This is a genomic window from Roseibium sp. AWQ4_290 (assembly GCF_056160985.1).
Map to the genome: position 1 here is coordinate 252,904 of NZ_JBSWYG010000003.1, position 23,974 is coordinate 276,877.

21 protein-coding genes are annotated in these 23,974 nt (G+C 60.3%); 11 read left to right on the plus strand and 10 right to left on the minus strand.

Annotated features, from left to right (window positions below):
* Positions 1–68: 68 nt before the first annotated feature.
* A complete protein-coding gene (locus ACXAH0_RS04890) occupies positions 69–1,229 on the plus strand; it encodes a YeeE/YedE family protein (protein ID WP_475189467.1) in 1,161 nt (386 codons plus the stop codon).
* Between the two features lie 359 nt (positions 1,230–1,588).
* Here ACXAH0_RS04890 and ACXAH0_RS04895 read toward each other — a convergent pair whose 3' ends face one another.
* Entirely contained in the window at positions 1,589–2,350 is a 762-nt protein-coding gene (locus ACXAH0_RS04895) for an SDR family oxidoreductase (RefSeq protein ID WP_475189469.1), read from the minus strand.
* A gap of 248 nt (positions 2,351–2,598) precedes the next feature.
* Between ACXAH0_RS04895 and ACXAH0_RS04900 the strand changes: the two genes are divergently transcribed.
* The 8 genes from ACXAH0_RS04900 (at position 2,599) to ACXAH0_RS04935 (ending at position 10,105) form a co-directional block, all read left to right on the plus strand.
* Positions 2,599–3,384 (plus strand): ion transporter, encoded by a 786-nt coding sequence (locus ACXAH0_RS04900; RefSeq protein WP_475173912.1) that lies wholly within the window; start codon positions 2,599–2,601, stop codon positions 3,382–3,384.
* A 145-nt stretch (positions 3,385–3,529) separates the two neighbouring features.
* Positions 3,530–4,381, plus strand: coding sequence for a CE1 family esterase (locus ACXAH0_RS04905; protein WP_475189471.1), 852 nt, complete (start codon positions 3,530–3,532; stop codon positions 4,379–4,381).
* Positions 4,382–4,441: 60 nt separating this feature from the next.
* Positions 4,442–5,692, plus strand: a complete 1,251-nt coding sequence (locus ACXAH0_RS04910) for a CaiB/BaiF CoA transferase family protein (RefSeq protein WP_475189473.1) — start codon at positions 4,442–4,444, stop codon at positions 5,690–5,692.
* A gap of 175 nt (positions 5,693–5,867) precedes the next feature.
* A complete protein-coding gene (gene panC / locus ACXAH0_RS04915) occupies positions 5,868–6,755 on the plus strand; it encodes a pantoate--beta-alanine ligase (protein ID WP_475173907.1) in 888 nt (295 codons plus the stop codon).
* Between the two features lie 35 nt (positions 6,756–6,790).
* Complete coding sequence (panB, locus tag ACXAH0_RS04920; protein WP_475173906.1) at positions 6,791–7,615, plus strand: 3-methyl-2-oxobutanoate hydroxymethyltransferase; 825 nt, start codon at positions 6,791–6,793, stop codon at positions 7,613–7,615.
* Positions 7,616–7,710: 95 nt separating this feature from the next.
* Positions 7,711–8,763, plus strand: a complete 1,053-nt coding sequence (locus tag ACXAH0_RS04925; protein WP_475189475.1) for a bifunctional transcriptional activator/DNA repair enzyme AdaA — start codon at positions 7,711–7,713, stop codon at positions 8,761–8,763.
* A gap of 210 nt (positions 8,764–8,973) precedes the next feature.
* Positions 8,974–9,096 (plus strand): hypothetical protein, encoded by a 123-nt coding sequence (locus ACXAH0_RS04930; RefSeq protein WP_475173902.1) that lies wholly within the window; start codon positions 8,974–8,976, stop codon positions 9,094–9,096.
* Between the two features lie 121 nt (positions 9,097–9,217).
* Entirely contained in the window at positions 9,218–10,105 is an 888-nt protein-coding gene (locus tag ACXAH0_RS04935; protein ID WP_475173897.1) for a delta-class carbonic anhydrase, read from the plus strand.
* Positions 10,106–10,231: 126 nt separating this feature from the next.
* Here ACXAH0_RS04935 and ACXAH0_RS04940 read toward each other — a convergent pair whose 3' ends face one another.
* From ACXAH0_RS04940 to ACXAH0_RS04965, 6 genes are all read right to left on the minus strand, one after another.
* Positions 10,232–11,878 (minus strand): ABC transporter ATP-binding protein, encoded by a 1,647-nt coding sequence (locus ACXAH0_RS04940; RefSeq protein WP_475173895.1) that lies wholly within the window; start codon positions 11,876–11,878, stop codon positions 10,232–10,234.
* 2 nt (positions 11,879–11,880) lie between these two features.
* Positions 11,881–12,945, minus strand: a complete 1,065-nt coding sequence (locus tag ACXAH0_RS04945) for an ABC transporter permease (RefSeq protein WP_475173893.1) — start codon at positions 12,943–12,945, stop codon at positions 11,881–11,883.
* 10 nt (positions 12,946–12,955) lie between these two features.
* Positions 12,956–13,912 carry an ABC transporter permease gene (locus tag ACXAH0_RS04950; RefSeq protein ID WP_475173892.1) on the minus strand — a complete coding sequence of 319 codons (957 nt, stop codon included), beginning with the start codon at positions 13,910–13,912 and terminating at the stop codon, positions 12,956–12,958.
* 287 nt (positions 13,913–14,199) lie between these two features.
* On the minus strand, positions 14,200–15,810 hold the full coding sequence (locus ACXAH0_RS04955) for an ABC transporter substrate-binding protein (protein ID WP_475173890.1): 1,611 nt from the start codon (positions 15,808–15,810) through the stop codon (positions 14,200–14,202).
* A gap of 530 nt (positions 15,811–16,340) precedes the next feature.
* Positions 16,341–16,946 carry a TetR/AcrR family transcriptional regulator gene (locus ACXAH0_RS04960; protein ID WP_475173888.1) on the minus strand — a complete coding sequence of 202 codons (606 nt, stop codon included), beginning with the start codon at positions 16,944–16,946 and terminating at the stop codon, positions 16,341–16,343.
* Between the two features lie 54 nt (positions 16,947–17,000).
* A complete protein-coding gene (locus ACXAH0_RS04965) occupies positions 17,001–18,245 on the minus strand; it encodes an MFS transporter (RefSeq protein ID WP_475189478.1) in 1,245 nt (414 codons plus the stop codon).
* Positions 18,246–18,853: 608 nt separating this feature from the next.
* On the opposite strand from ACXAH0_RS04965, the gene ACXAH0_RS04970 reads away from it, so the two are divergent.
* Complete coding sequence (locus ACXAH0_RS04970) at positions 18,854–20,245, plus strand: MFS transporter (RefSeq protein WP_475189480.1); 1,392 nt, start codon at positions 18,854–18,856, stop codon at positions 20,243–20,245.
* Between the two features lie 151 nt (positions 20,246–20,396).
* Here the strand turns inward: ACXAH0_RS04970 and ACXAH0_RS04975 are convergent, their stop codons facing one another.
* From ACXAH0_RS04975 to ACXAH0_RS04985, 3 genes are all read right to left on the minus strand, one after another.
* The gene (locus ACXAH0_RS04975; protein WP_475173881.1) at positions 20,397–20,807 is read right to left on the minus strand and encodes a hypothetical protein; all 411 of its coding nucleotides are present in this window, start codon (positions 20,805–20,807) and stop codon (positions 20,397–20,399) included.
* Between the two features lie 231 nt (positions 20,808–21,038).
* The gene (locus ACXAH0_RS04980; RefSeq protein ID WP_475189482.1) at positions 21,039–22,352 is read right to left on the minus strand and encodes a COG3904 family protein; all 1,314 of its coding nucleotides are present in this window, start codon (positions 22,350–22,352) and stop codon (positions 21,039–21,041) included.
* 309 nt (positions 22,353–22,661) lie between these two features.
* Positions 22,662–23,033, minus strand: a complete 372-nt coding sequence (locus ACXAH0_RS04985; protein WP_475189485.1) for a winged helix-turn-helix transcriptional regulator — start codon at positions 23,031–23,033, stop codon at positions 22,662–22,664.
* A gap of 48 nt (positions 23,034–23,081) precedes the next feature.
* On the opposite strand from ACXAH0_RS04985, the gene ACXAH0_RS04990 reads away from it, so the two are divergent.
* On the plus strand, positions 23,082–23,582 hold the full coding sequence (locus ACXAH0_RS04990) for a VOC family protein (RefSeq protein ID WP_475189486.1): 501 nt from the start codon (positions 23,082–23,084) through the stop codon (positions 23,580–23,582).
* Positions 23,583–23,974 lie beyond the last annotated feature (392 nt).

Here is a 23,974-nt window from a genome sequence, read left to right on the forward strand (position 1 = left end):
TGCGGAGCAAGCCGGAAACGTCAACGCGGCCAGCAGCTTGGCGAAAGAATGCGAAAGAGTTGAGACCGATGGAAGCTCCCCGCTCCGGACCCCAGATCACCGTAACTGTGCTGGCCGCTGTCCTTCTGGGCCTGATCGCGCTCGCGGCCTACGGGCATGCGGGCCTGCGGCAGGTGGCGGCGGTCCTGATCGGGGCGGTGGCCGGGGTGTCGCTCTATCATGCCAGCTTTGGCTTCACCTCCGCCTGGCGCCGCATCGTCACAGAGCGGCGGGGGGCGGGGCTGCGGGCGCAGTTCGTGCTGATCCTGCTCACCAGCGTTGTCTCTTTTCCGCTGATTGCCTGGGGCAGCCAGCTGGGCTGGCCGGCGGGCGGCTTTGTCTTTCCTTTCGGCGTTGCGGCAGCCCTCGGGGCTTTCATGTTCGGCATCGGCATGCAACTGGGCGGCGGCTGTGGCTCCGGCACGCTGTTCACCGCTGGCGGCGGCTCAACCCGCATGATGGTCACCCTGGCCGCGTTCATTCTGGGCTCCGTTCTGGCAACTGCGCATTTTCACCTGTGGGCCCGCCTGCCCAAACTGCCACCCGTGTCCCTGATCCATGAATTCGGGCCCCATGGGGCGTTCCTGCTGACAGCCCTGGTGCTGGGAGGGCTGACCTATCTGACCATCCATCTGGAACGGACCGCCCATGGGACCCTGGCGGTGCCCCGGCCGACAGGGTCCATACTGACCGGGCCCTGGTCGCCTCTTCTGGGAGCGGTCATGCTGGCCTTTGTGGGCATCGCCACCTTTGTGGTCGTCGGCCGCCCCTGGGGCATCACCTCTGCCTTTGCCCTTTGGGGGGCAAAGGCCTTTGCGGCACTGGGCCTGCCGGTCGACACCTGGCCCTACTGGACCTGGCAGCGCAGCAGTCTGGAAAATTCCGTGCTGCGGGACACAACATCGGTGATGGATTTCGGTCTCATGCTGGGCGCCATGCTGGCCGCCGCGCTGGCGGGGCGCTTTACGCCGCGCTGGTGTCTAACCCGGCAGGACATGCTCACCGCCATTGCGGGCGGGCTGCTCATGGGCTATGGCGCCCGGCTCGCCTATGGCTGCAATATCGGCGCCTATCTCGGCGGTCTTGTGTCCGGCTCGCTTCACGGCTGGCTGTGGCTGGCCTTCGGTTTTCTTGGCAGCGTTTTCGGCACCCGTTTGCGCCAGCGGCTGCAAATCGGGGGATCAGCTTAAGTTCCGTAAGGTCAAGGACTTGAGGCGTCCCGCCCGGTACGATCTGTTGCATCCCGGACACAGATGGCACTTGCCGGAAGCTGAGGCGGCTCAGCGCGCAGAATTTTCTTGAGATGCCACATTTCAGTGGCCAGACTGAAACGGTCGTAAACAGCTGAAAGGAGGTGTGCCCATGTCTAGTGAGTATCGCAACGTGGCCCGGAAATCTGGGTGGAATGGAACGGTGCTGGAGCAGCCTCTGGAATCGAACGGTTTCACCGGGATCTGATCCGGACCTTCCGGGTCACGTCGATCTCATGGGAGGGCCGCTCAGCGGCCCTCTTTCTTTTTGGGATTTGGCAAGACCCGCTGGCCGGTCCTCAGATCAGTCCGACCGCCTTGCGCACCGCTTCATCGCGCAAGGAGCAATCAATGCCCCTGTAGGCGTCTCCGGCCGGGGTCGACAGCCAGCAGATCGCCTCGGCGACCCACTCGGCGGGAATATGGACGGACGGGTCAAGCTGGCTCACCGGATTGATGCCGGACGCCTTGATATCCACCTGCATCTGGGTCGCAACGGTTCCAGGGCTGAGCCCGACCACGCGGATGCCCTTGCCGCCGAATTCCTTGTCGCCGCAGCGGGTCAGGGAAAGCGCTGCCGCCTTGGATGCGCAATACTGGCTCCAGCCTTCCAGCGCGCCGGTGGCAGCTCCGGAACTGATATTGATAATCGTGCCCGCGCCCTGGGCCAGCATGTGGGGCGCCGCGGCCCGCATGCCGTGATAGACGCCCTTTACGTTGATATCGATGACCTGGCCCCAGGCCTCCGGGTCCGAGGACTCGATCCGGGAGATCGGCTCAATCACCCCGGCATTGTTGACCAGAATATCGAGGCTGCCAAAGGTCTCGATAGCCGTTTGTACCGCAGCTTCCACAGCGCTGTAGGTGGCCACATCACAGGCCAGCGCGACAGCTTCGCCGCCGCTGTCCCGGATCTCTGCGGCAATGCGCTCAATCGCCCCGCTGGAGCGGGCCGCCAGAACAACCTTGGCACCATATTTGGCAAAACTGCGCGCCGCTGCTGCGCCAATCCCGCGGCTGGCGCCGGTGATCAGAGCGGTTTTTCCGGACACATCAAACATTCATTCTCTCCAATCCAAAGGGGATGTTCGCATCCCGCTGTACTGAGCTTGGTATTCACCCATCTGCCTTGGTCGTAACCGGTGCGGCGCTGCGAATAAAGAGGCCCCTTGCTGCTGGGTCATGCAGGACGTACACGGAAGGGAGCGGCAGGCAACGTGAGGGGCTGCCGGAAAGCAGCGGGAGTGGTCTTCCGCAAGACGTACAGTATGTGAGTTGAGGAGGGAACAGCAATGGCGGGGCAGATCTGATGGCGGCGGAACGGTCAGCGCTGCGCAGCTTCCTGCGACAAGTGTATTTCGGTCATTCGGTGGGCGCACGTGTTTTCCGCTTCGGTCTTCTGGCGTTCGATCTCATCACCATCGGGTACTTCATCGCGTCTTCGGTTCTCGATCCAGACAGGCATTTTCACACGCTGGATTATGTGATTGCAGGGGTGCTGACGCTGGATTATGTCGCCCGGCTGATCGCCGCAGCCCGTCCCAGCCGATATCTGTTCAGCTTCACTTCCCTGGCCGATCTGGTGGTGATCGCCTCGCTGGTGGCGCCGGCCTTCCTGGAGAATTTTGCGTTTCTGCGCGTGGTCAGAATGCTGCGCCTGATGCGGTCCTATCACCTGCTCAAGGAATTGCGTGAGGCATCGGAATGGTTCCGCCGCAACGAGGACATCCTGCAATCGGCGGTCAATCTGGTGGTGTTCATTTTCGTGGTGACCGCCATTGTCTTTGTGGTCGAGGATGACCGGAACCCCAACATCAACACCTATCTGGATGCGCTCTATTTCACGGTGACCACCCTGACCACCACCGGCTTTGGCGATATCACCATGACTGACAGTGTCGGGCGGCTGATGACGGTGCTGATCATGATTTTTGGCGTGGCCCTGTTCCTGCGGCTGGTCCAGACGATCTTCCGGCCCGCCAAGGCCCATGTGGTGTGCCCGGATTGCGGCCTGCGCCGTCATGATACGGATGCGGTCCATTGCAAACATTGCGGGCGGGTGCTGAACATTCCCACTGAAGGGGCCTGGGAATAGGACCTGGGTCCGTTGAGGCTCTCTTCTTCACTGTGCCTCTCGCCGAGTTGTGATCGCCCCGGTCTGGACAAACGGTGGCAAAGCCCGTTCTGTCGGGCGGCCCGCCCGGTTGTTTGGCGGGCCTGATCAGGCAAAGGAGCAGGACATGCGTTTGAAGACATGGTCACTGGCCGCAGCAGTGGCGCTTCTGGTCCTTGGGCTGGTCACGGGACCTTTGCAGGCGATGGAGGCGGCCGGTTGCGGCGAGGACACAGCCTGCAGTCTCAGCGGCGGTGACTACTACATCCACCTGCCGGAAACCTGGGCCGCATCTTCTGCGCGCGGTGCGATCTTCTTCCTGCATGGCCACCGGGGCAAGGCGGTCAATGCCATCCGCAACCAGAGCTTCCGCAAGATGGCCGATGAGCTCGGTGTTGCGCTCGTCGCGGTGCAAGGGGTACAGGGCACCTGGTCCTTTCCCACTGCACCGGAGCATTTGCGCAACGAGCCGCAATTTTTTGACGCGGTCCTTGCAGATCTGGAGAAGCGCTTCGGGATCGGCCGGACCCGCACACTCCTGTCAGGGTTTTCCTCCGGCGCATTCATGACCTGGTATCTGGCCTGTGACGACTCCCGCCGGTTTGCGGGATTTGCGCCGATTTCGGGAGCCTTTTGGGAACCGCTGCCGGAGAGCTGCCCGACCGATGCGCCCTATCTGTTTCATGTGCATGGCACCAGCGATAAGGTGGTGCCGCTGGCCGGGCGCTGGCTGGGCGGACACAGGTGGAAACAGGGCGATGTTTACAAGAGTTTCGACGTCTGGCGCCGCCAGACCGGCCTGATCGCCACGCCACCGGAGACCTATCAGGACGGCGGTTTGAGCTGTGAACGATGGGTGCCGGAAAACGGTATGCTGGAGCTATGCCTGCATCAGGGTGGCCACAGCGTGGACGCCAAATGGATCCGGCGGGCCTGGACCAAACTCGGTGCGCTGAAGGGCTGGGTCCCGAAAAGCTGACAATCTGCCAATCCGTCCGTCGCCTGAAAGGGCCCCGGGCCACCATCTGAAAGGGTTTGTGTGTCACATTCCTCTGCCGCGCCTGGAGCGCTTTCCGGGCTTGTCGTACTGGACCTGTCGCGCATTCTGGCCGGTCCGACCTGTTCCCAGGTCCTTGGAGACCTTGGAGCGGAGGTCCTCAAGATCGAACGTCCGGGCCGGGGGGATGATACGCGCGGCTGGGGACCGCCCTTCCTGAAGGATGGCACCGGCGCGGAGACCGGCGAAAGCGCCTATTATCTTTCTTCCAACCGCAACAAGGCATCCGTTGCCATTGATCTTGCCAGTCAAGAGGGCCAGGCGCTGATCGCGGATCTGGCTGCACGGGCCGATATCCTTCTGGAGAATTTCAAGGTCGGCGACCTGAAGCGCCGGGGGCTAGATTATGTCACGCTGAAGAACCGCAATCCGGGACTGATCTATTGCTCCATTTCCGGTTTTGGTCAGACGGGCCCCTATGCCCACCGGCCCGGATATGACTTTCTGATCCAGGGCATGGGTGGGATCATGTCGCTGACCGGCTTTGCCGATGAGGCGGGTGGAACGGAAACCAAATGCGGGGTCGGCATTGCCGATGTCATGTGCGGCATGTATGCGGCGGTCTCCATTCTGGCAGCACTCACGCACCGCCACAAGACGGGTGAAGGCCAGCATGTCGACATCTCTCTTCTGGACGCCCAGGTCTCCTGGCTGATCAATCAGGGTGTGGGCTATCTTGTCTCCGGGGAGGTGCCTGGCCGTCTCGGCAATGGCCATCCAACCATCGTTCCTTATGAAACTTTTCCGGCCTCCGACCGGTCCTTCATTCTGGCGGTGGGCAATGACGGTCAGTTCCGCGCCTTCTGCGCAGTTGCCGGGGCGCCCGGCCTTGCAGACGATCCGCTTTTTGCCAAAAACGCTGACCGGGTGCGCAACCGGCAGAAGCTCGTGCCGCTGATCCGGCGCCTGACCATTGAGCGCAGTGCGGCAGACTGGATCAAAAGACTGGAACAGGCCGGTGTGCCCTGCGGTCCGGTGAATGATCTTGGCCAGGTGTTTGCCGATCCGCAGGTGCGCGCCCGGGAGATGCAGATCACGCTGCCGCATCCACTCAGCGGTACCGTGGATCTGATCGGCTCGCCCATCAATCTGGAAAAAACGCCCGTGCGCTATGACAAGGCTCCGCCACTTCTCGGCGCTGATACTGCCGATGTCCTGACGCGCCATCTGGGCCTGACGGAGGCTGAGCTGACCGGCCTTGCCGAGCGCGGGATCGTGGATCTGGGAGCTTAAAATCCGCCCTCACATGCTGGAGACGGCTTTTCAGGACGTGAGGCGAAAGCACCGCGTGAAAACCGGGAGCCGCACGCATGTGGTGCTGGACCCGCGCAGTCCCTTGCGCCTATGTTGCACTCGCGAAAAGAAGAAATTGCCCCCGGCTGGAACCGGAGGGCAGGGAGGCTGCAAGATGATCATCTGCCGGACGAAGGCGGAGATGCGCAACACCGTGCAAAGCTGGCAAAGGGCGGGCGGGACGGTCGCCCTTGTGCCCACAATGGGCTATTTGCATGAGGGCCATTTAAGTCTTGTGCGCATGGCCCGCACCAGGGCGGACCGGGTGGTGGCCAGTATTTTCGTCAATCCGGCGCAGTTCGGTCCGAACGAGGATCTGAGCACCTATCCGCGCGACGAGGCGCGCGATTTAGAGCTGTTGAAGGCGGAGGGGGCAGATGCCGTGTTCCTGCCTCCCGTTGAGGAAATGTACCGGCCGGGCGGCGGCACGTTTGTTGAGGTGCCGGAGCTGTCCGGCATTCTTCAGGGGGCCCTGCGGCCCGGGCATTTCCGCGGGGTCGCGACGGTCGTAACCAAACTCTTCAACATTGTGACCCCGGATTGCGCGGTCTTCGGCGAGAAGGATTACCAGCAGCTTACACTGATCCGGCAGATGGTGCAGGATCTGGACATGCGGCTTGAGATTATCGGCCATCCGACCGTGCGTGAACCGGACGGGCTTGCCATGTCCTCCCGCAATGTGCGCCTGTCGGAGGCACATCGCAAGGAGGCAGCCGTTTTGAACCGGGCCCTGAACCGTGCGCGGTGCCTTGCGGAGACCGGGCAGACGGTTGCGGATCTGGCTGAGGCGGTGCGCGCGGACCTGAATACGGCGCCGTCCGCACGGGTGGAAAGCGTTGACATCTGCGATGCAAGGACACTTGAAGAGCTCTCCGGCCCCCTGGACCGCCCGGCTGTGGTGCTGCTGGCCGTCCGCTTTGGCGGTGTTCTGCTGATTGACCAGCGTGTCCTGGCCCCGCCCCCGGATCTGGCCCCAAACCTTCCCTTGGCGCCCGCCACGTGAACGGGCCGGTTTTTCCCTTCAGATAAGGAAGACGCATGAGCGCGCAAGCCCCCCTCCGCCGCATGACGGCCCCCCAGATTGCCAGGCGCAAAGGCGGGGAGCCGATTGTCTCCCTGACCTCCTACCACGCACATACGGCTGCCATTGTCGACAGCCACGCGGATTTCATTCTGGTGGGCGACAGCCTTGGCATGGTGATGCATGGCATGGATTCCACGGTCGGCGTGTCTCTGGAGCTGATGATCATGCATGGCAAGGCAGTGGTGCGCGGCACGAAGCGCGCGCTTGTTGTCGTTGACATGCCCTTCGGCACCTATGAGGAAAGCCCGTCCGCCGCCTTCCGAAACGCGGCGCGGGTGATGAAGGAGACCCAGTGCGGAGCGGTCAAGCTGGAGGGCGGCACGCGCATGGCGGAGACGATCCGGTTCTTGAGCGAGCGCGGCATACCGGTGATGGCGCATATCGGCCTGACCCCGCAATCGGTGCATGTCATGGGCGGTTTCAAGACCCAGGGACGCCAGGAAGGCGATTGGGACCAGCATGTTGAGGATGCGGTGGCCGTGAGCGAGGCCGGGGCCTTTGCGGTGGTTCTGGAAGGGATGGTGGAACCGCTGGCGGCCCGTATCACGAAAGAAATCCCGATCCCGACCATCGGTATCGGCGCCTCGGCGCAGTGCGACGGCCAGATCCTGGTGCTGGAGGACATGCTGGGCCTCAACCCCGCGCCGCCGAAATTCGTCAAGGTCTATGGTGATCTCGGCGGGCAGATCGAAGCGGCGGTCAAGGCCTATGCGCAAGAGGTGAAGGACCGGAGCTTCCCGGGCGCTGATCAGGTGTATCAGCTGGCCCGGAAAGACTAAGCACAAAGCTGGCGAAAACGGAGCCTTTATTTGAATGTAAATAAACGCCCGATTTGCGGCTGCACATCCGTGTGTCAGGGCTTATCTTAGCGGCCATGCTGATGACCAGACCCAGTTTCGACACGCTTTACGACGCCCTGCTCAACCGGGACCCCTCCTATGACGGGCGCATGTTTGTCTGTGTGGCGACCACGGGTATCTTCTGTCGGCTCACTTGTCCGGCACGCAAACCGAAACCGGAAAACTGCACCTTTCAGGAGACGGTGGCTGCCTGTCTGGAGGCAGGCTTCCGCCCTTGCAAGCGCTGCAAGCCGACGACACCGGAAGCGAGCGCCGATCCTGTGATTGCCTCGCTGGTACAAGCTTTGGAGGCACGGCCCGGATACCGCTGGGGCGAGCCGGATCTGGTGCGCAGGGGGCTGGACCCGTCCACCGTGCGGCGGGCGTTCAAGCGCCAGTTCGGCATGACCTTTCTGGAAATGGCCCGCCAGCGCCGCCTGCAGGATGGTTTTTCCGCGCTGGCCGATGGCGGCAAAGTGATCGATGCGCAGATCACGGCCGGGTTCAATTCGCCAAGCGCCTTCCGTGCAGCGTTTTCCAAAGTCCTTGGGCAGGCTCCAGGCACGTTTTCCCAGGATCCGCTTTTGGTTGCGGATTGGGTGCCGTCCCCCCTCGGGCCTCTGGTTGCCGTCACCGACACCTCCCGGCTGCACCTGCTGGAGTTTTTTGACCGCAAGGCGCTACCGGCGGAGGTCCGGAAACTGAACGGCTTTGCGAAAGGCCGGATCGGGTTTGGCCGGACAGCTGTCACCGACCAGATCCAGGAGGAACTGGACCGGTTTTTCAAAGGGCAGTCTGCGGGGTTTCAGACCAAACTTGCGCTGCATGGCACCGCCTTTACCCGGGATGTCTGGCGGGCTCTGATGGACATTCCTGCGGGGCAAACAAAAAGCTATTCCGACCTCGCCCGGACGCTCGGCAGACCGGAGGCCGTGCGGGCGGTTGCGCGGGCCAATGGCGCCAACCAGATCGCCATTGTCGTACCCTGTCACAGGATCCTCGGGGCTGATGGTTCTCTGACCGGCTATGGCGGCGGGCTCTGGCGCAAGCAGCGCCTGATCGAGGTCGAACAGGGCTACCGAACCTGATCCAAACCGGTTTGCTGTTGTGGGTCGCAGGAGCTGTTTTATTGATTTTTATGGCTTTTTTACTTCAAGGTTGAAATGTTCGTGCTGGTCTTGAAGCAAAAAATCCCAAAGGTCTTGCACCGGATGATTGAAATTTTAACTTTCCTCCCCTAATTTCCTTTCATTGAAAGACCATCATTCCGGTCAAGGACCGGGCGTCGGGAGGTCGATATGACCCGTGATGATTTTGTTCGTGAATTCCGGAACCGCAGTGGCACCTGGCAGGCTCTTGCCGGGGTGTATGCGCTTCTTGTCGGATTAATGGCTCTGACCGGCTACATGATTACGGGTTGAGCCCTATAACCTTTGATGTGAAACGTGCCGCTGGCCTGGAAAGGTGCCTTTCGGGGCGCTTTGACGTGTTTTGGCCAGGGGCTGATTGCACTTTTTTAAAACGTATTCGGAGCGGAAATATATGCAGAAAAAAGCACCCAACCTGTTTGTGAGAACACTGGGGCTAGGCATCTTGGGCACCGGCGGGGTTGCCTTTGCGTCTGCCCTTGCAGCCTCAGATATTGCCGGGGCTGTGTCCGACGAGGTGATTGCCGGGCAGCGGACAGCCCTCGCAGCCGCGACAGCAGGGCAGGGCTTCGGCCCCCAGGCGCCGCGGGATCTGGCGTCTTCTCAAGGCAACAATCTGCGCTCCTTTGGCCGGGCGCCTGCCAGCGCAGAGATGAACCTTTGCAATATCCATTTTCATGAAAACGCTGAGCACAGGGGCGGCCAGTTCACGACCTTCGCCGGCAATGGCGATGGCAAAGGCTACGGTACCGGCTTCAAATATGACGGCAGCCTGAGCGATGCGGAACTGGCGCCGCTGGCCCAGCCGGTCGGATCAAGCGATCATGGTGATCTTGAGCCGGGCGATACGATCGAAATCCACTTCGTCTTCTCCTCCGCGCAGATCACGCCGGGCCCGTCTCTGGGGGCCTGTATCAGCAAGTCGATTGCCAATCCGCAGCTGCGGGTGGAGGCCGTTGTCGCGGTTCTGGTGAACGATCCGCAGGCGGCCGATTTCCAGGACATGGCCAAGGTGGAAAAGATTGGCGATCTGTATCAGGCCGTGAACATTCCTGCAGATCTGGGCACGCCAGTCAGTTATTCCGGCTCGACCACGGGTCCCAGCTACAACGAGAAAGGCTCGCCGTTCCAGGTCTCCTGGAATGTACGGCCGAATGTGGTGAAGCTCGACATCAACTCGGTCGGTGCCTGGCTCTCCGACAATCAGTTTGACGAAAAATACGCCCATGGGGTGCGCAATCTGGTCGTCAATCCGGATCTGCTGTCGCCAATCACCAACTAAAGCGCTTCCCATTCATGGCGGGCAACCTGATGTAACGCGATTTGCACCAGGCATCTTCAAGAAAGAGGAAAAACCCCCTTCGGCGCCTGTGCCGGAGGGGGTTTTTGCAGGGAAAAGGGGGCGCGCCTATTGCGGCCCGCCCGGGGTGTCCGTGCCCCGCTCTTCCAGAAGAGTTGTCAGCCAGTTCGGGTCCATTTCGGGTACTGATGACAGAAGAAGGTCCGTGTAGGGATGATGGGGCGGGGTGAACATCTTGTCCTTCGGCCCTTGTTCCACCACCTTGCCCTTTTGCATCACCACCACTTCATCGGCAATCGAGCGCACGGTGGCGAGATCGTGGGTGATGAACATATAGGCCAGATCAAGGTCCTGCTGCAGCCGGTCGAGCAGTTTCAGGATACCTTCCGCCACCAGCTGGTCTAGCGCGCTGGTGACTTCATCGCAGATGATGAAGGCCGGATCGGCCGCCAGGGCCCGGGCAATGCCGACCCGCTGTTTCTGGCCGCCGGACAGTTCCGGCGGATAGCGGTTGTAGAACTTCGCCGGATCCAGCTCGATCAGGTCCAGCAGTTCATCCACCCGGTTCTTCAGCGCCGTGCCCTGAAGTCCCCCATAGAACTGGGCCGGTCGGCCGATAATGTCGCTGATACGGATCTTCGGATTCAGCGCCGTGTCGGCCATCTGATAGATCATCTGCACCTGGCGCAGCTGGTCCTTGGTCCGATCCTGATAGCGGGGCGGCAACGCTTCTCCGTTGAAGAGGATCTGCCCGGTGGTGGGCGGCAGCAGGCCGGTGATGCAGCGGGCGGTGGTCGATTTGCCGGAACCGGACTCGCCCACAACAGCCACTGTCATGCCGGGGTGAATGTCAAAGGAGACATTTTCCAGCACCTTGGTCTTGCCATAGGCCGCATCGATAGCCTGGACGGAGACGATCGGCACGGCGGCCGGATCGGCCGGGCGCTGTTTCTGGGGCCGTTTGAAGCTGCGCACCGCCCACAGGCTCTTGGTGTAGTCTTCGCTCGGCGAGTCCAGCATCTGTTCGGTCGGTGCTTCCTCCACCTCCTCGCCCTTGAGCAGCACCTTGATCGTGTCGGCCATCTGGGCCACCACCGCCAGATCGTGGGTGATGTAGATGGCAGCTGTGTTGAACTGGTCGACAATGTCGCGGATGGCGGCCAGAACCTCGATCTGCGTGGTCACATCAAGAGCGGTGGTCGGCTCATCAAAGATGATCAGATCCGGCCGGCAGGCCATGGCCATGGCCGTCATGGCCCGCTGCAGCTGACCGCCGGATACCTGGTGGGGATAGCGGAAGCCGATTTCCTCCGGATGGGGCAGCCGCAGGCGGCGGTAAAGCTCCATCGCATCTTCCTGCGCTTCCACGCGCTTCTGGATGCGGTACTGGATCGGGGCTTCGGTGTGCTGGTCGATGATCCGGTGAGCCGGATTGAACGAGGCGGCCGCCGATTGGGCCACATAGGCAATGCGCGAGCCGCGCAGGGCCCTTAAATCGCTTTGCGGGGTGGTGGTCAGCTCCATGCCGTCAAATTCAATGGAGCCGCCGGAAATCCGGCATCCGTCGCGGGCAAAGCCCATGGAGGCAAGGCCAATGGTCGATTTGCCAGCGCCCGATTCTCCAATCAGGCCCAGGACTTCACCCTTGTGGAGGGTCAGGTCCACCCCATGCACGATCTCGACCCAGCGGTCGTCGGAATAGCCCTCAATGCGAAGGTCCTTGATATCGAGCAGAATGTCTTTTTTCGGCACCATGCTCACACCTCCTTCAGGCCAGAGGACCGGAACAGCATCCAGTCGACCACAAAATTCACCGCAACGGTCAGCAACGCGATGGCTGCCGCCGGAATGAGTGGGGTTAATTCGCCAAAGGAAATCAGCGTCGCGTTTTCCCGCACCATGGAGCCCCAGTCCGCCGTGGGCGGCTGGATGCCGAGCCCCAGGAAGGAGAGCCCGGCGATCAAAAGGAACACGAAACAGAATTCCAGGCCGAATTCTGCCACCAGCGGTGCGGTGGAATTGGGCAGGATTTCCTTGCGGATCAGATACCAGGTGCCTTCTCCGCGCAGTTTGGCTGCTTCAATATAATCCATCACCACCACATTTCCGGCCACCGCCCGGGTGAGGCGGAAGACGCGCGGTGAATAGATCAGAGCCACGATCAGCACGATCACCGGCAAGCTGGTGCCAAATATGCTGAGCATCAGAAGGGCAAAGATCAGCGACGGTACGGACATGATCACATCCGCGGCCCGGCCCATGAGCTGGTCGAACCAGCCCCCCTTTGTGGCCGCAAGCAAGCCTGCAAGCGCGCCGATAAAAAAGGCGAGCCCGGTTGCCGTCAGTGCCAGGCCGACCGAGTTTCGCGCCCCGAAGATGATGCGGCTGAACATGTCGCGCCCAAGCTGGTCGGCGCCGAGAAGCATGGTGGCATCGGCCGGGGCGAAGGCAGAGGAAATCACTTCCGCTTCCCCGAAAGGGGCAATGACGGGCGCGAAAAGTCCGGCAATCGCATAGGTGAAAATCACGAACATGCCAAAGGCGGCGGTCAAGGGTGCGGTCTTCAGTTCCTTGGAGATGCCGTCCGGGGTGACAAGGATCAGGAATTCGCGGAAAGCATAGGAGACCCCGGCGGCCAGGGCCAACAGGCCGGCGGCGGTGGTGATGAAGCGCAGGGCCTCGACCCCGCCGACAATGCCCGCCACGAAGGAGATCAGGGTGAGGGAGAAGATCAGCAGGAAAATCTGCTTCTGCTTGAAATAGGCTGCCAGGCAGGAGGCCCCGATCAGCAGCGCGTAATAGGCAATAACGAAGGTGCTCATGGCGCGATCCTCACTTCGGGTGCCGCAAACGCGGATTGGTCAGGATAGCGCCCACATCCGCTGCCAGATTGAGCAGGATGAAGGTCGCGGCGAAGATCAGGCAGCAGGCCTGCACAACGGGGAAGTCGCGCTTCGACACTGCGTCCACCAGAAGCTGGCCGACGCCGGGATAGACGAACACCACTTCCACCAGCACCACACCGGTGATCAGATAGGCCAGGTTCAGCGCGACCACATTGATGATCGGCGCCCAGGCATTGGGCAGGGCATGCCGGACGATTACCTTCCAGGGGGGGACGCCCTTCAGGCGGGCCATTTCGATATAGGGGGAAGCCAGCAGATTGATGATCGCGGCGCGGGTCATGCGCATCATGTGGGCGGTCACCACCAGAACCAGTGTCAGCGCCGGCAGGAAGGTCCGGTGCAGCAATTCGCCGAAGCTCATGTCGGAGCTGAGGCTGGCAATCGCAGGGAAATAGTTGGTCTTGACCGCCAGATAAAGGATCAGGATGTAGCCGAGAAAGAACTCCGGGGAGCTGATGGAGGTAAGCGTCACCACATTGACAACACGGTCGAACAGGGTGTTGCGCAGCAACGCGACGATGATCCCCAGCAGGATCGAGATGGGAACCGCGATCACCGCCGCATAGGCGGCCAGGAACAGGGTGTGGACGAACCGGCCGCCAATCGCTTCGCTGACCCGCTCACCGGAGATGAGCGAGACACCGAAATCCCCGGTCAGCGCTCCGCCGAGCCAGTGCAGATAGCGTAGTGGGGCCGGCTGATCCAGCCCGAGCTTTTCCCGCAAGGCGGCAACGGTTTCAGGTGTGGCTGACTGTCCCAGCACCGCCTGGGCGATGTCTCCAGGGAGAAGTTCGACGGCAAAGAAAATCAGGATCGAGATCACGAAAAGCGTGATCAGCCCCAAGCCAAGCCTTTTCAGGATCAGCTGCAGGATATCCCCCATATGTTCCTCCAGTTTTAGAGCGTGCCGCGTTTTTTAAGGGTTCGTCCGGTTTGGCCTTTTAGGTGAAATCTTTCGATTTCAGGCAGCGGAAGGCAAATCCTTGTCAACGCGGTGGGCTTCTGGACATCCGGCGCCCCTGTTGGCCGGAATTGTGCCGGGCCTGGACCTGTTTGCGGTCCTTGGTGTGTCTTTGTTTGAAAAGAAAGCCCGGCGGTCAGATCCGGGGCGGCCCCTGATTGGGAGGGCCGCGCCCGGCATGAAGACGGCGGCAGGTGCCGCCATGAGCCTTAGGCCTCGAACCACCAGCGGTGGGTGCCGCGGGCGCCATCCACTTCCCAGGAGGCGGAAACGCTCGGGCCGTGTTTGACATTGCTGCGCCGTGCATAGACGAAATTGACGAACATCGGCAGCACGGTCCCGCCATCGTCGCGGGCCAGCAGGCACATCTCGTGATACATTTCCGCGCGCCGGGTCTCGTTCAGCTCGGCCTTGGCCTGCAGCAACAGTTCGTTGAACCGGGCATTCTTCCAGTGGGACTCGTTCCAGGCCGCATCGTCCTTGTAGGCCAGCGTGAAGATGTTGTCCGGCGTCGAACGGGCGCCCCATTTGACGAAGACGAACGGTTTTTTCAGCCACACATCCGACCAGTAGCCATCGGACGGCTCACGGACAGGCGTCAGGTCGATCCCGGCCTTTTTGGCCTGCTGGGAGTACAGCACCGCCATGTCGACGGCGCCTGGCAGCACGCTGTCCGTGGCCGACAGGCTGACCGAAAGATTTTCCATGCCAGCCTGCTTCAGATGCCATTTGGCCTTTTCCGGGTCGTAGGTCCGCTGCGGGATATCCTCTGGAAAATAAGGCATGTTCGGTGACACATGGAAGTCATTGCCCGGAATGCCGGTGCCGAAGGCAATCTTTTCAACGATCTCCTCCCGGTCGATGGCCAGTTTCAGCGCCATGCGCACATCCACATTGTCAAACGGGGCGGTATCGCAGAACATGGGCAGGGTGATCGCCGAGCCGGAGGGGATGTTGTCGAGCTCAACATCCGGGCGGCGCTGCAGCAGTGCCATGGTCTTCAGGTCGACGGACGAGATCGCATCCACATCGCCGGTCACCAGTGCGGTCTGGCGGGCATTGGGATCGTTCAGCACGGTCATGTCGATCCGGTCGAACCAGGCGCCTTCCCGGTGCCAGCCGTCATGGCGCACCAGGGAGGTGCCGATGCCGAATTCGTTGCGCTCGATCTTGTAGGGGCCCGCGCCGATCCCGCTTTCCCAGTCCACGGACCCGTCCCCGGTGGCGGGCAGCATGACCAGGTGATAGTCGGTCATGATCCAGGGCAGATCGGCAAAGCCCTGGTCCAGCTCGATGACGATATGGCTGTCGCCATCGGCCTTGATGTCGACCACGCTGTCCAGCAGCGCCTTGGCGGCCGAGGTGGACTTTTCCCCCCGGTGGAAGTTCAATGAGGCAACCGCGTCCTTCGCGGTGAATTTGCGCCCGTCATGGAACGTCGCGTTCGTGTCAAGCTCAAACGTCCAGACCTTGGCATCGGGGCTGGCTTCCCAGCCGACCGCCATATCCGGGCCCAGGGTGTTTTCCTCGGTGATCTCGGTCAGATAGCTGCGGTGCGTATGCGCCAGCTGGATGGAATAGACACTTTGATAAGTGCCGGGATCGTGGCTGTCGCTGGTGTTGCCATCATGCACGCCCAGCCGGAATGTGCCGCCGCGCTTGGGCTGCGCCTTGGCCTCTGACGTCCAAAGTCCCGTTGCGGTGGAAGCGGTGACCCCTGCCAGCATGGAATAGTGCAGGAACTCGCGCTTGGAGATGCCGCCTTTGCGAGCGGCTTTTTCCAGATTGCCGAGCAAGTCAGGATTCTTGGATTGTGTCATGGTAACTCCCCTTGGTAAGTCTTGATTGCGTGGGGCTGGCCCGGCGCTTGCCGCAGACTGTCCCAAATGTAGTTCGTGCGGGTTTCCGGTATTGGTAAAGCTCATAGATGCTGTTGCACCAGCAAAACATGAACCGTACCCGCGAGGCTACCCTTTCATTAAAAATCTTGAGAGCCCATTTGGTGCATGGCGTAACATTATTTTTTTCGCGGCGCAGCCCGAAAGTCACCCATTTTCTTTATTTTTTTGTCATGCATCGGGGTTCCGATGCTAGTGAGAGGTTAAATATTGAGAGAGATTTGAAGTTGAGCTTTCTCCGGGCCTGGAAATATTGAGTTTTACTTTCAAGTCAGGCCGATGAGAAGTTGAGCCCAGTCTTTTTCCGACCGGCAGGATACGCAAGTAGCTGGAAATAAGTCAAAAATATGCGGTGGTTTGGCGTTTTGCGCGGCCTGGGATACTTGGGAAGACTTTGGCAGGCTGCGTGGAGAGCGGAAGGGCAGGTCCCCTTTCTGCGTCAAAGAAGCGGGTCAGAGGCGCTCCGCGCCAAGTGCATTCCGGCAAAAGGCGGAAACCGCCTTTGTCAGCCCTGCCTCATCCACGGGCTGATCGCGGCTGAGCGTGTCCTCGACTGCGCCGTGAAAGGCGCTGAACAGCATGACCGCGCTCAGATGCGGGTCCGGCACATGCCAGGCCCCGGCCGCCATGCCGTCTTTCAGCACCCCGGCGAGCAGGGCGGTCACGGGATTGTCCGACTTCAGGGACCGGTTTGCAGGCCGGTACTCATGAAAGACCAGATCGTGCAGAGGGACATTTTGCAGATAGGCCGCCACGCAGGAGGACATGCAGGTGTCGAGCCTGTCCGGCCAGCTGCCAGCGCATTGGTCGAGCGCAGCCACAACGGTCTGGTGAAAGTCAGAAATATAGCGCACCCGCAAGGCGGCCAGAATCTGGTCCTTGGTGTTGAAATAGGTGTAAAACGTTCCCTTGGCCACCTCCGCACCGGCAACGATCTCGCTGACGTTGGTGGCTGCAAAGCCCTTTAGCAGAAACAGCGTCTGGGCGGCATCCATCAGGTCTTCGCGCCGCTCTTCTGCCGGTTTCTTGCGTGGTTTTTTGACCGTTGTATCCGTCATGCCCGTGTCTCTGCCCTCGTCCTTGTGCTGAAACGGCCCTTTTGAGAGGGACCTTTAGCAGATTCGCCGCCCAGTTTTGGTGTGAGCCCCTTCTTTTACAGGGCCATCTCGGCCGTCCATTACATGATCCTTTCCGGAGCGCAGGCCAAGGACGAGGGCAGCCGCCAGCAGCGCGATCAGGCTCTGCAGGGGCAGGGCCCAGCCTCCGCTCCAGTCATGCAACAGCCCTGTCAGGACGGGACCGGCGGCCGCAATCAGATAGCTGGCGGTCTGAACCATGCCCGAGAGCTGGATCATCTGCCGGTGCCCGCTGGTGCGTTTGATGAAAAGGACCCCCGGCAGCCCCAACCCGGCGCCCAGCCCGAGACCCAGGAGCGTGCAAGCGGCCGGAGCTGCAGGAACTGGTGCGAGCCAGACCCCCAGCAGACCCAAAATGCACAGCAGGCAGGCGCCGGTGATATGCAGATGCTGGCCCGGATGGCGCGCGGCGTGGGCAGGGGCGAAAAACGCGCCAAGCGCAACGGCAACAAAGCACAGGGCCAGATAAATCCCGGCGAGGGAGGCTGTCGTGCCCCGGGCGATGAGAAGGGCCGGCAGCCAGGCCAGCACCGCATAGAAGACCAGGGACATGAGGCCGAAAAAGCTGATCAGGCTCCAAGCGGTCGGGTGAGTCAGGAGCCAGCGCCAGGACGGTGCCGGATGGTCTGTCTGCTTCGGTTGCGGTCGCGTGCGCAGAAAGGGCGTAAGCGCGGCCAGCGCGAGCAAGGCAGGGACGGCGGCGGTCCCCAGCGAAAGGGAAAAGGAGCCCCCGGAAGCATGATAGACCGGAACCGCAAGGGCTGCCATGGCCGCGCCGCCAAGGCCCATCATCATGGCAAAGATCCCCATCATCAGGCCCATCTTTTCCGCTGCGAAATGCTGGCGGACAAAGACCGGTGTCAGCACGTTGAGCAGCGCAACGCCGATGCCCGCCACCACCATGCCCGACAAGAGGCCAGGCGTGCCAAAGGACCGGAGCCCGATCCCCAGTGTCAGGATCAGCATGCCCAGAAACAGGGCCCGCTCTTGCCTGAACCGATGTCCGGCAAAGGCGGCAAAGGGTGAGAACAGGCCCATGCTCAAGGCGGGCAGGCTGGTCACGAGCCCGGCGGTTAACGGGCTCAGATCCATGTAGGGCACCTGCGGGCCGACTCCGCCGAAGACAATGCGCAGATTCAGGCAGACCAGTAGAAACGCGGTGAGGACAAGGGCGCCATTGGGCGGGCGGAGGCCCGTTTCGAGAGGGCATGTGCGGGGCATGAGACCATCCTGAGATCACAAAGGGGGGAGGCAGGCAGGATGCCTTTCAGAGCGGCCCAGCTCGGGGAAGGGGCGCCCTCTGGGTTTCCGGCAGCGAGAGAGATATAAATATTGACTGACCGTCGGTCAATATAAATCGTACCGCGAAACTCTGTTGCCATTTGGAGCTGTTGAGGCCGCCAGCGGTGTCATACCAACCTGAATAGATAGAAACCGATCTGATGGTGCTGGTCCGGATTGGCCGGCAAGGCGCGTTGCGCAGGACGGCCTTTATGGCCGTTCAAGCGGCGCAACGCAGTCCGGCGGGCCGGAGCAGGCCACCGAGGCCGTGTTTGCGGACTGTTCAGCTACGTCCCAGGTTTTGAACGATAAACCATATCGCCCTGCAACCTGCTCCTTGCCGAACAGTCCCCAAACACGGTCAGATCGGTTCCTATCTAGTGAGGTTGGTATCAGGCCCGGAATACCGGCCGTCAGAGCCACGGTGCTGGCGCTGGCATGGGCAATGCGATATAGGGGGGAGCCAAGATTAAATGCACGCCATGTCACTTCCGACATCTCTCTGAGATCCCACATAAGTCTCCGAAAAGACTGGAGAACAGCAGGTCATGTCCGCTGCTGATACGGAACTTGCGCCCGAAGGGCTGGAAGGCGCCCAACGAAAACTGGCCGCGCTGGCCGTTTTCGTGACCCTTGTGCTCGTCGTGCTCGACGGGGCGATTGCCAATGTGGCGCTGCCCAGCATCGCGGTGGCCCTGAACGCACCGCCGTCCGAGACAGTCTGGGTGGTGACCGCCTATCAATTGGCGCTTGTTATGGGCATCCTGCCAAGCGCGGCGCTGGGGGAAAGCTTGGGCCATGCCAGGGTCTACCGGGCCGGGCTTGTGCTGTTCCTGACAGCTTCCCTCTTCAGCGCCCTGGCACCCTCGTTGCCCTGGCTGGTCGTTGGGCGGTTTCTGCAAGGGGCGGGCGCCTCCCCACTCATGGGCCTGGGACTGGCCTTGCTCCGCTTTATCTTTCCGCCTGCGCATATGGGGCGGGCCATTGGCTGGATTTCCACGATCATCGGGCTGACAGCTGCCTGCGCGCCAACGGTGGGGGCGGGCATTCTGTCTCTTGTCAGCTGGCCCTGGCTGTTTGCCGTCCATTTGCCCATTGGCCTGGCCGCGTTGCTGGCCGGGTTCAATCTGCCAAAATCGGGAGGCAGCGGCCGGGCGCTCGACAAGGGGAGTGTTGTGCTGAACGGAACAGCCTTTGCAGCCTTTGTTCTGGGGGCAGGCCAGATGGTGTCCCGGCCCCTTCTCGGCGGAGGACTTCTGCTTCTCAGTGTGGCCTGTTTTGCGATTCTGATCCGCCGGGAAGCCCCCAAGGAGGCGCCGCTCATTCCGCTCGACCTTCTAAGAAACCCGTCGATCCGGATTTCCGTGCTGACTTCCGTGTGCAGTTTCTCCGCGCAAATGGCAGCGCTGGTGTCTTTGCCCTTTCTCTACCAGCACGAATTCGGCATGAGCGTACTGGCGACCGGGCTGGCCCTGACACCCTGGCCGCTGACGATTGCCTTTGTTGGACCGCAGGCGGGCCGTCTTGTGGATGCGGGTGTACCGGGCGGGGTTTTGTGCGCGGCCGGGGGCACCCTTCTGGCCACTGGCATCGGCCTGATCGCGCTCTGGCCTGAAACCGGCAGCATGATCCCGGTTGTTTGTTTCACCATATTATGCGGGGCCGGGTTCGGCCTGATCCAGGTGCCCAACAACCGCAACATTCTGGTCGCGGCCCCAAAGGCGCGCAGCGGTGCGGCCGGCGGTATGCAGGGCACGGCCCGCCTGAGCGGCCAGACCTTGGGTGGCCTGTTGATGTCCCTCCTCTTCAGCCTGCCGATCGCCTCCGTCCTCGCCTTGCGCACTTGCCTTGCCTGCGCTGCCGGACTGGCCCTGCTGGGCGGCCTGATCAGCCTGTTGCGGATCGGTCTGGACAAGACGCGGGAAGAGGCGGGGGGCTGATCCCACTTTATGTTTCTAAGTGTGGTTTTCGAATTTGAAATACGCTCCGGCGGTGACGGCTAAAATGAGGCGTATTTTCAAATTCACCACACGAGCACCAAAGGAGCAGGTGGCCGCCGGAATGACGCTATGTATAAGGTCCCGCCAGCCGTCATTTTGACTTGGTGCCGAACTGTGCGCGCAAGCTGTCCGTCAGCCTGTCACAGCCGCCATATTGTTCGACAGTGCTCTTGAGCACCTTGCGGGCATCCGCATCGGAAAACGAAGGATCGTCTTTTCCTTCCAGCACAAATTCCGAAAGCGTTGCAGCGCGGAACCAGCTCTCCATCTCCATGACATCGGCATAGATGGGTGTTGCGGGGCCGCAGCCATTGTCCTGCATCAGGCTTTCCAGGCCTGGGCGCAGGTCCGGAAGATCGTTGCCACAGTATTTTTGAGCCAGAAAATGCGCCGCCATCAGCATGTCGAGACCGAAAAAAGGACCCGGCATTTCGCCTTTTTTGATTTCCAGCTTGCTGTCGCACCGGTCCGTTGCCCCTGCCACCTCCGCGGAACCTGCCATGAGACAAAAGGCCAGGGGGACAAGCGCGAAATGGGAAAGAGATCTGAAGAATGTCAAAAGCTTAGCCTTGAAAGGAGGTGGCCCTGAAAGAAGGTGACGCGCAACCAGGCGATGCGAAACGTGCTGTGCATTCCTACAACTTAAGCTAAACCTTATGAAGCGTATGTGTCAAAAAAATGCCGATCTTGATGAAGCCGTAGTCGCGGCGGACGGAGCCGCCTCCGGTGCGAGCTAGCGAATCCGGGATTGTCTTGGTGGCGGAAGGTGTGCCGGTGAACCAGAAGTCCAATCGGCTATTGCCTTTTCAATGGCAGAAAATCCTTTGGAGCCTTTTTCCAGAGTAAAAATGCCGCGCTTTCCGTTCTCGAACACGACAGGAAGATCGATCCAGCCTCGTCCTTTCAGCAGATTTATATTTTCCGCACGCTCCTGCGGCAAGTTCGAAAGAGCAATCCAGTATAGGTCAGGCTTGACACTCACGGATGCGCCTATCAGTGCGTCTCCCGGGGCTTCTTCCGTATCTTTCATCACTAGTCCTGGAACATTTACAATTGCGCCGAACGGATATGTGTGAGGAAGGTCAAATTTTATTTCCACTAGATGGCTGGCTTGAAGCTTGGTGTCGTCGTTTGGTTTAAAACGAATTCTGAATGAAATACTTTTTTCCGGGACGTCGACATCAGCAATCAAGACACTTTGTTTTTTGCCCGACAGGTCATCCTCTTCGGCCAAGGACCATGTGACATCGCCTTTGGCAACCGTGCCTGCACTGCCGGGGTTGCTGCCTTCTTCATAGAAAATTGCCAGTTGTCTGCCCTGAGACGTTTCCCGAGCACTTTCATTTGGCACTTTGCGGGGCAATTGAGTTTCTGAATGGCGATGCGTCCTCGATGAGGGGGGCTCAGGAACGGCGGCAGTGTCGTAATCAAGCCGGTCGCCTTTATTTCTGTGAATTAAATTAAAGTCCTGCATTTCTCGACCAGACAAATAACGCATGTCATTTGCATCAGTCTTTAGCAAAAGCTCTAGCAGATCGGGTTTGACACCCATTTCGATCATGTACGTTACAATATCAGCAGTTACGTTCTGAACGGTCGAAACAGCTTCGCTGGTCTCCAGGCGATCTTCTTCCGTTAAGGAAATTTTATGAACGCCGATAGCGCCTGGCTCTGCATATCTGTTCACACCCCCCATAAATGCCAGCGCGCAAGCCGATGAACATTCCAGCGCCCGAGGCTGTAGTGTTGAGAGCCCCAACCGTCTAATTGCACGCCCCAATTCAACTGCCTTAAAAGGGCTTCCACCAGTGCTGTCAAAAATGACGAGCTCTGCGCCTGAGTTGCGTACAAGCTTTTGAAATTCGGCTATTGAGTCGTCTAATGTAAAATCGCCTTCAATCAAAATAAATGTATCGTCGCCATTTGATGTCATGGCCTGAAAAGATAGTTTTGCCGTACTTGGCGCTACCCCGAAAAAAGAAAATATAAGCGCAAGTATCAATTTTCGGCTCAAATTGATCAGAGCCAAATTCTCGGTTTGCAACATCAAACTCTCATCTTCGAATGGCGTCGAAATATGATCAAGTGCGAAGGATATCTGAAGACACTATACTATAGCAAATCGCGTTTAAACGGCTTCAGATTTCGCTGTGTCTCAGCTGCGCTTCGAACGCGACATCTGAAACAGTCTGAATTCAATGAAACGCGACGCACACCTAGAACTTAAGCTGAACCCTATGAAGTGTATGTGTCAAAAAAAGCGCCGGGCGCAGAGAAAGGAGGGGGCTTTGGGGGGAGAGCCAGGCGTGATCAGCCAGGCGGCAGTCAACCCAATGCAGTCCCGGGCGGTGGCGCATCACGCTTTTGAACAGGTCCGGCCCGCATTCCAGTGCGCAAGGCCCTTGAGAATGGGAATCAGCGCAACACCGTCGCGCGTCAGGGAATAGGCGGGCACGGCCAGAGCGGACCGTGTGACCAATCCGTCCTTTTCAAGCGCGCGCAAGGCCCGCACGAGCACTCGGCGGCTCGCCAGGGCAAGGCGGCGCTGGAGGGGTGGCAGACTGCTGTGGCCTTCAAAAAGGGCGATCAGGATTGAGGCCTTCCAGGCCCCGCTCACCGTGGTGAGGCCCGCCGCAAGATCGCACCAGGTGTGCAGATTCTCCCGATTGCGTTCTTGAATGGTCGACCATGACCGCTCTGCTGTGTCAAAATTGTCAGACTGGTCCATGGCTCTTCCGGCTCCGATAAGTGTCGCCCACTTTATGGAGATGGTCATATGTCAGAACAAGTCTTTACCGGTTTTCACCACTACGCGGTGCGGTGCCCTGACCTGCAGCGATCTATCGCGTTTTTCGAAGAACTCGGGTTTCACCAAGTGCACGGTTGGGCCCTTCCTGCCTATGACATCGCGCACGCAGTCATGATGCAGGCCCCCGACGGCAAGAGCTGGATCGAACTTTTCGATCTGGAGGCTGCGATCCCGATGCAGGGCGAGGGCGCGCGGCCTGGGCAGCACGTCACCACAGGGGCCCTTGCCCATATCTGCCTGCGTGTGAGCGATCTTGAGCGCGCCTGCGCGCAAATCACCGCCGCGGGCGCGAGACATTTGCACGGCCCGGAAACGCTGGCGCTCGGCCACCCGGAAGTAAACGTGCACAACGCGATTTTTGAAGGTCCGGCCGGCGAGATTATCGAACTCCTGCACACCGTCCGCTTCCCTGGCGACCGGCCGGAACAGGCGCAGCCAAGGCCCCCCATGCCCGCAGGTCCGGCATAAATGGACACCCGCAAAACCCCATTCTTGAAATCGGCTTTGCTTGTCGACGGTCGTTTGATCCTTGTTTGTTCACGGTATTAAACCAACGTGTTCGACAAATTTCTCGTGCTGAAAACCGTGCTCTGAGGTTTTTGCGGGTGCTCAGCTGCGGGGTCCCATGTCTATGCGAAGAACCGGGAGACCCGTATTGGGCGGGACCTGTGGCCCGCCTGATACGCTGGTCGCACCTTGTCCGAAGCATCGACGTGGGGAAAGCGAGGGGAACCCATATGGCGAACTGTGATCGGATTTTTCGGTTGATTAAAAGACACTGAATTTGTAATTTTTTACCATGTAGAGTGGAGGTTGAAAGCTGGAAATAGTATTGGGAGCGATAATAGACCTTATTTTAA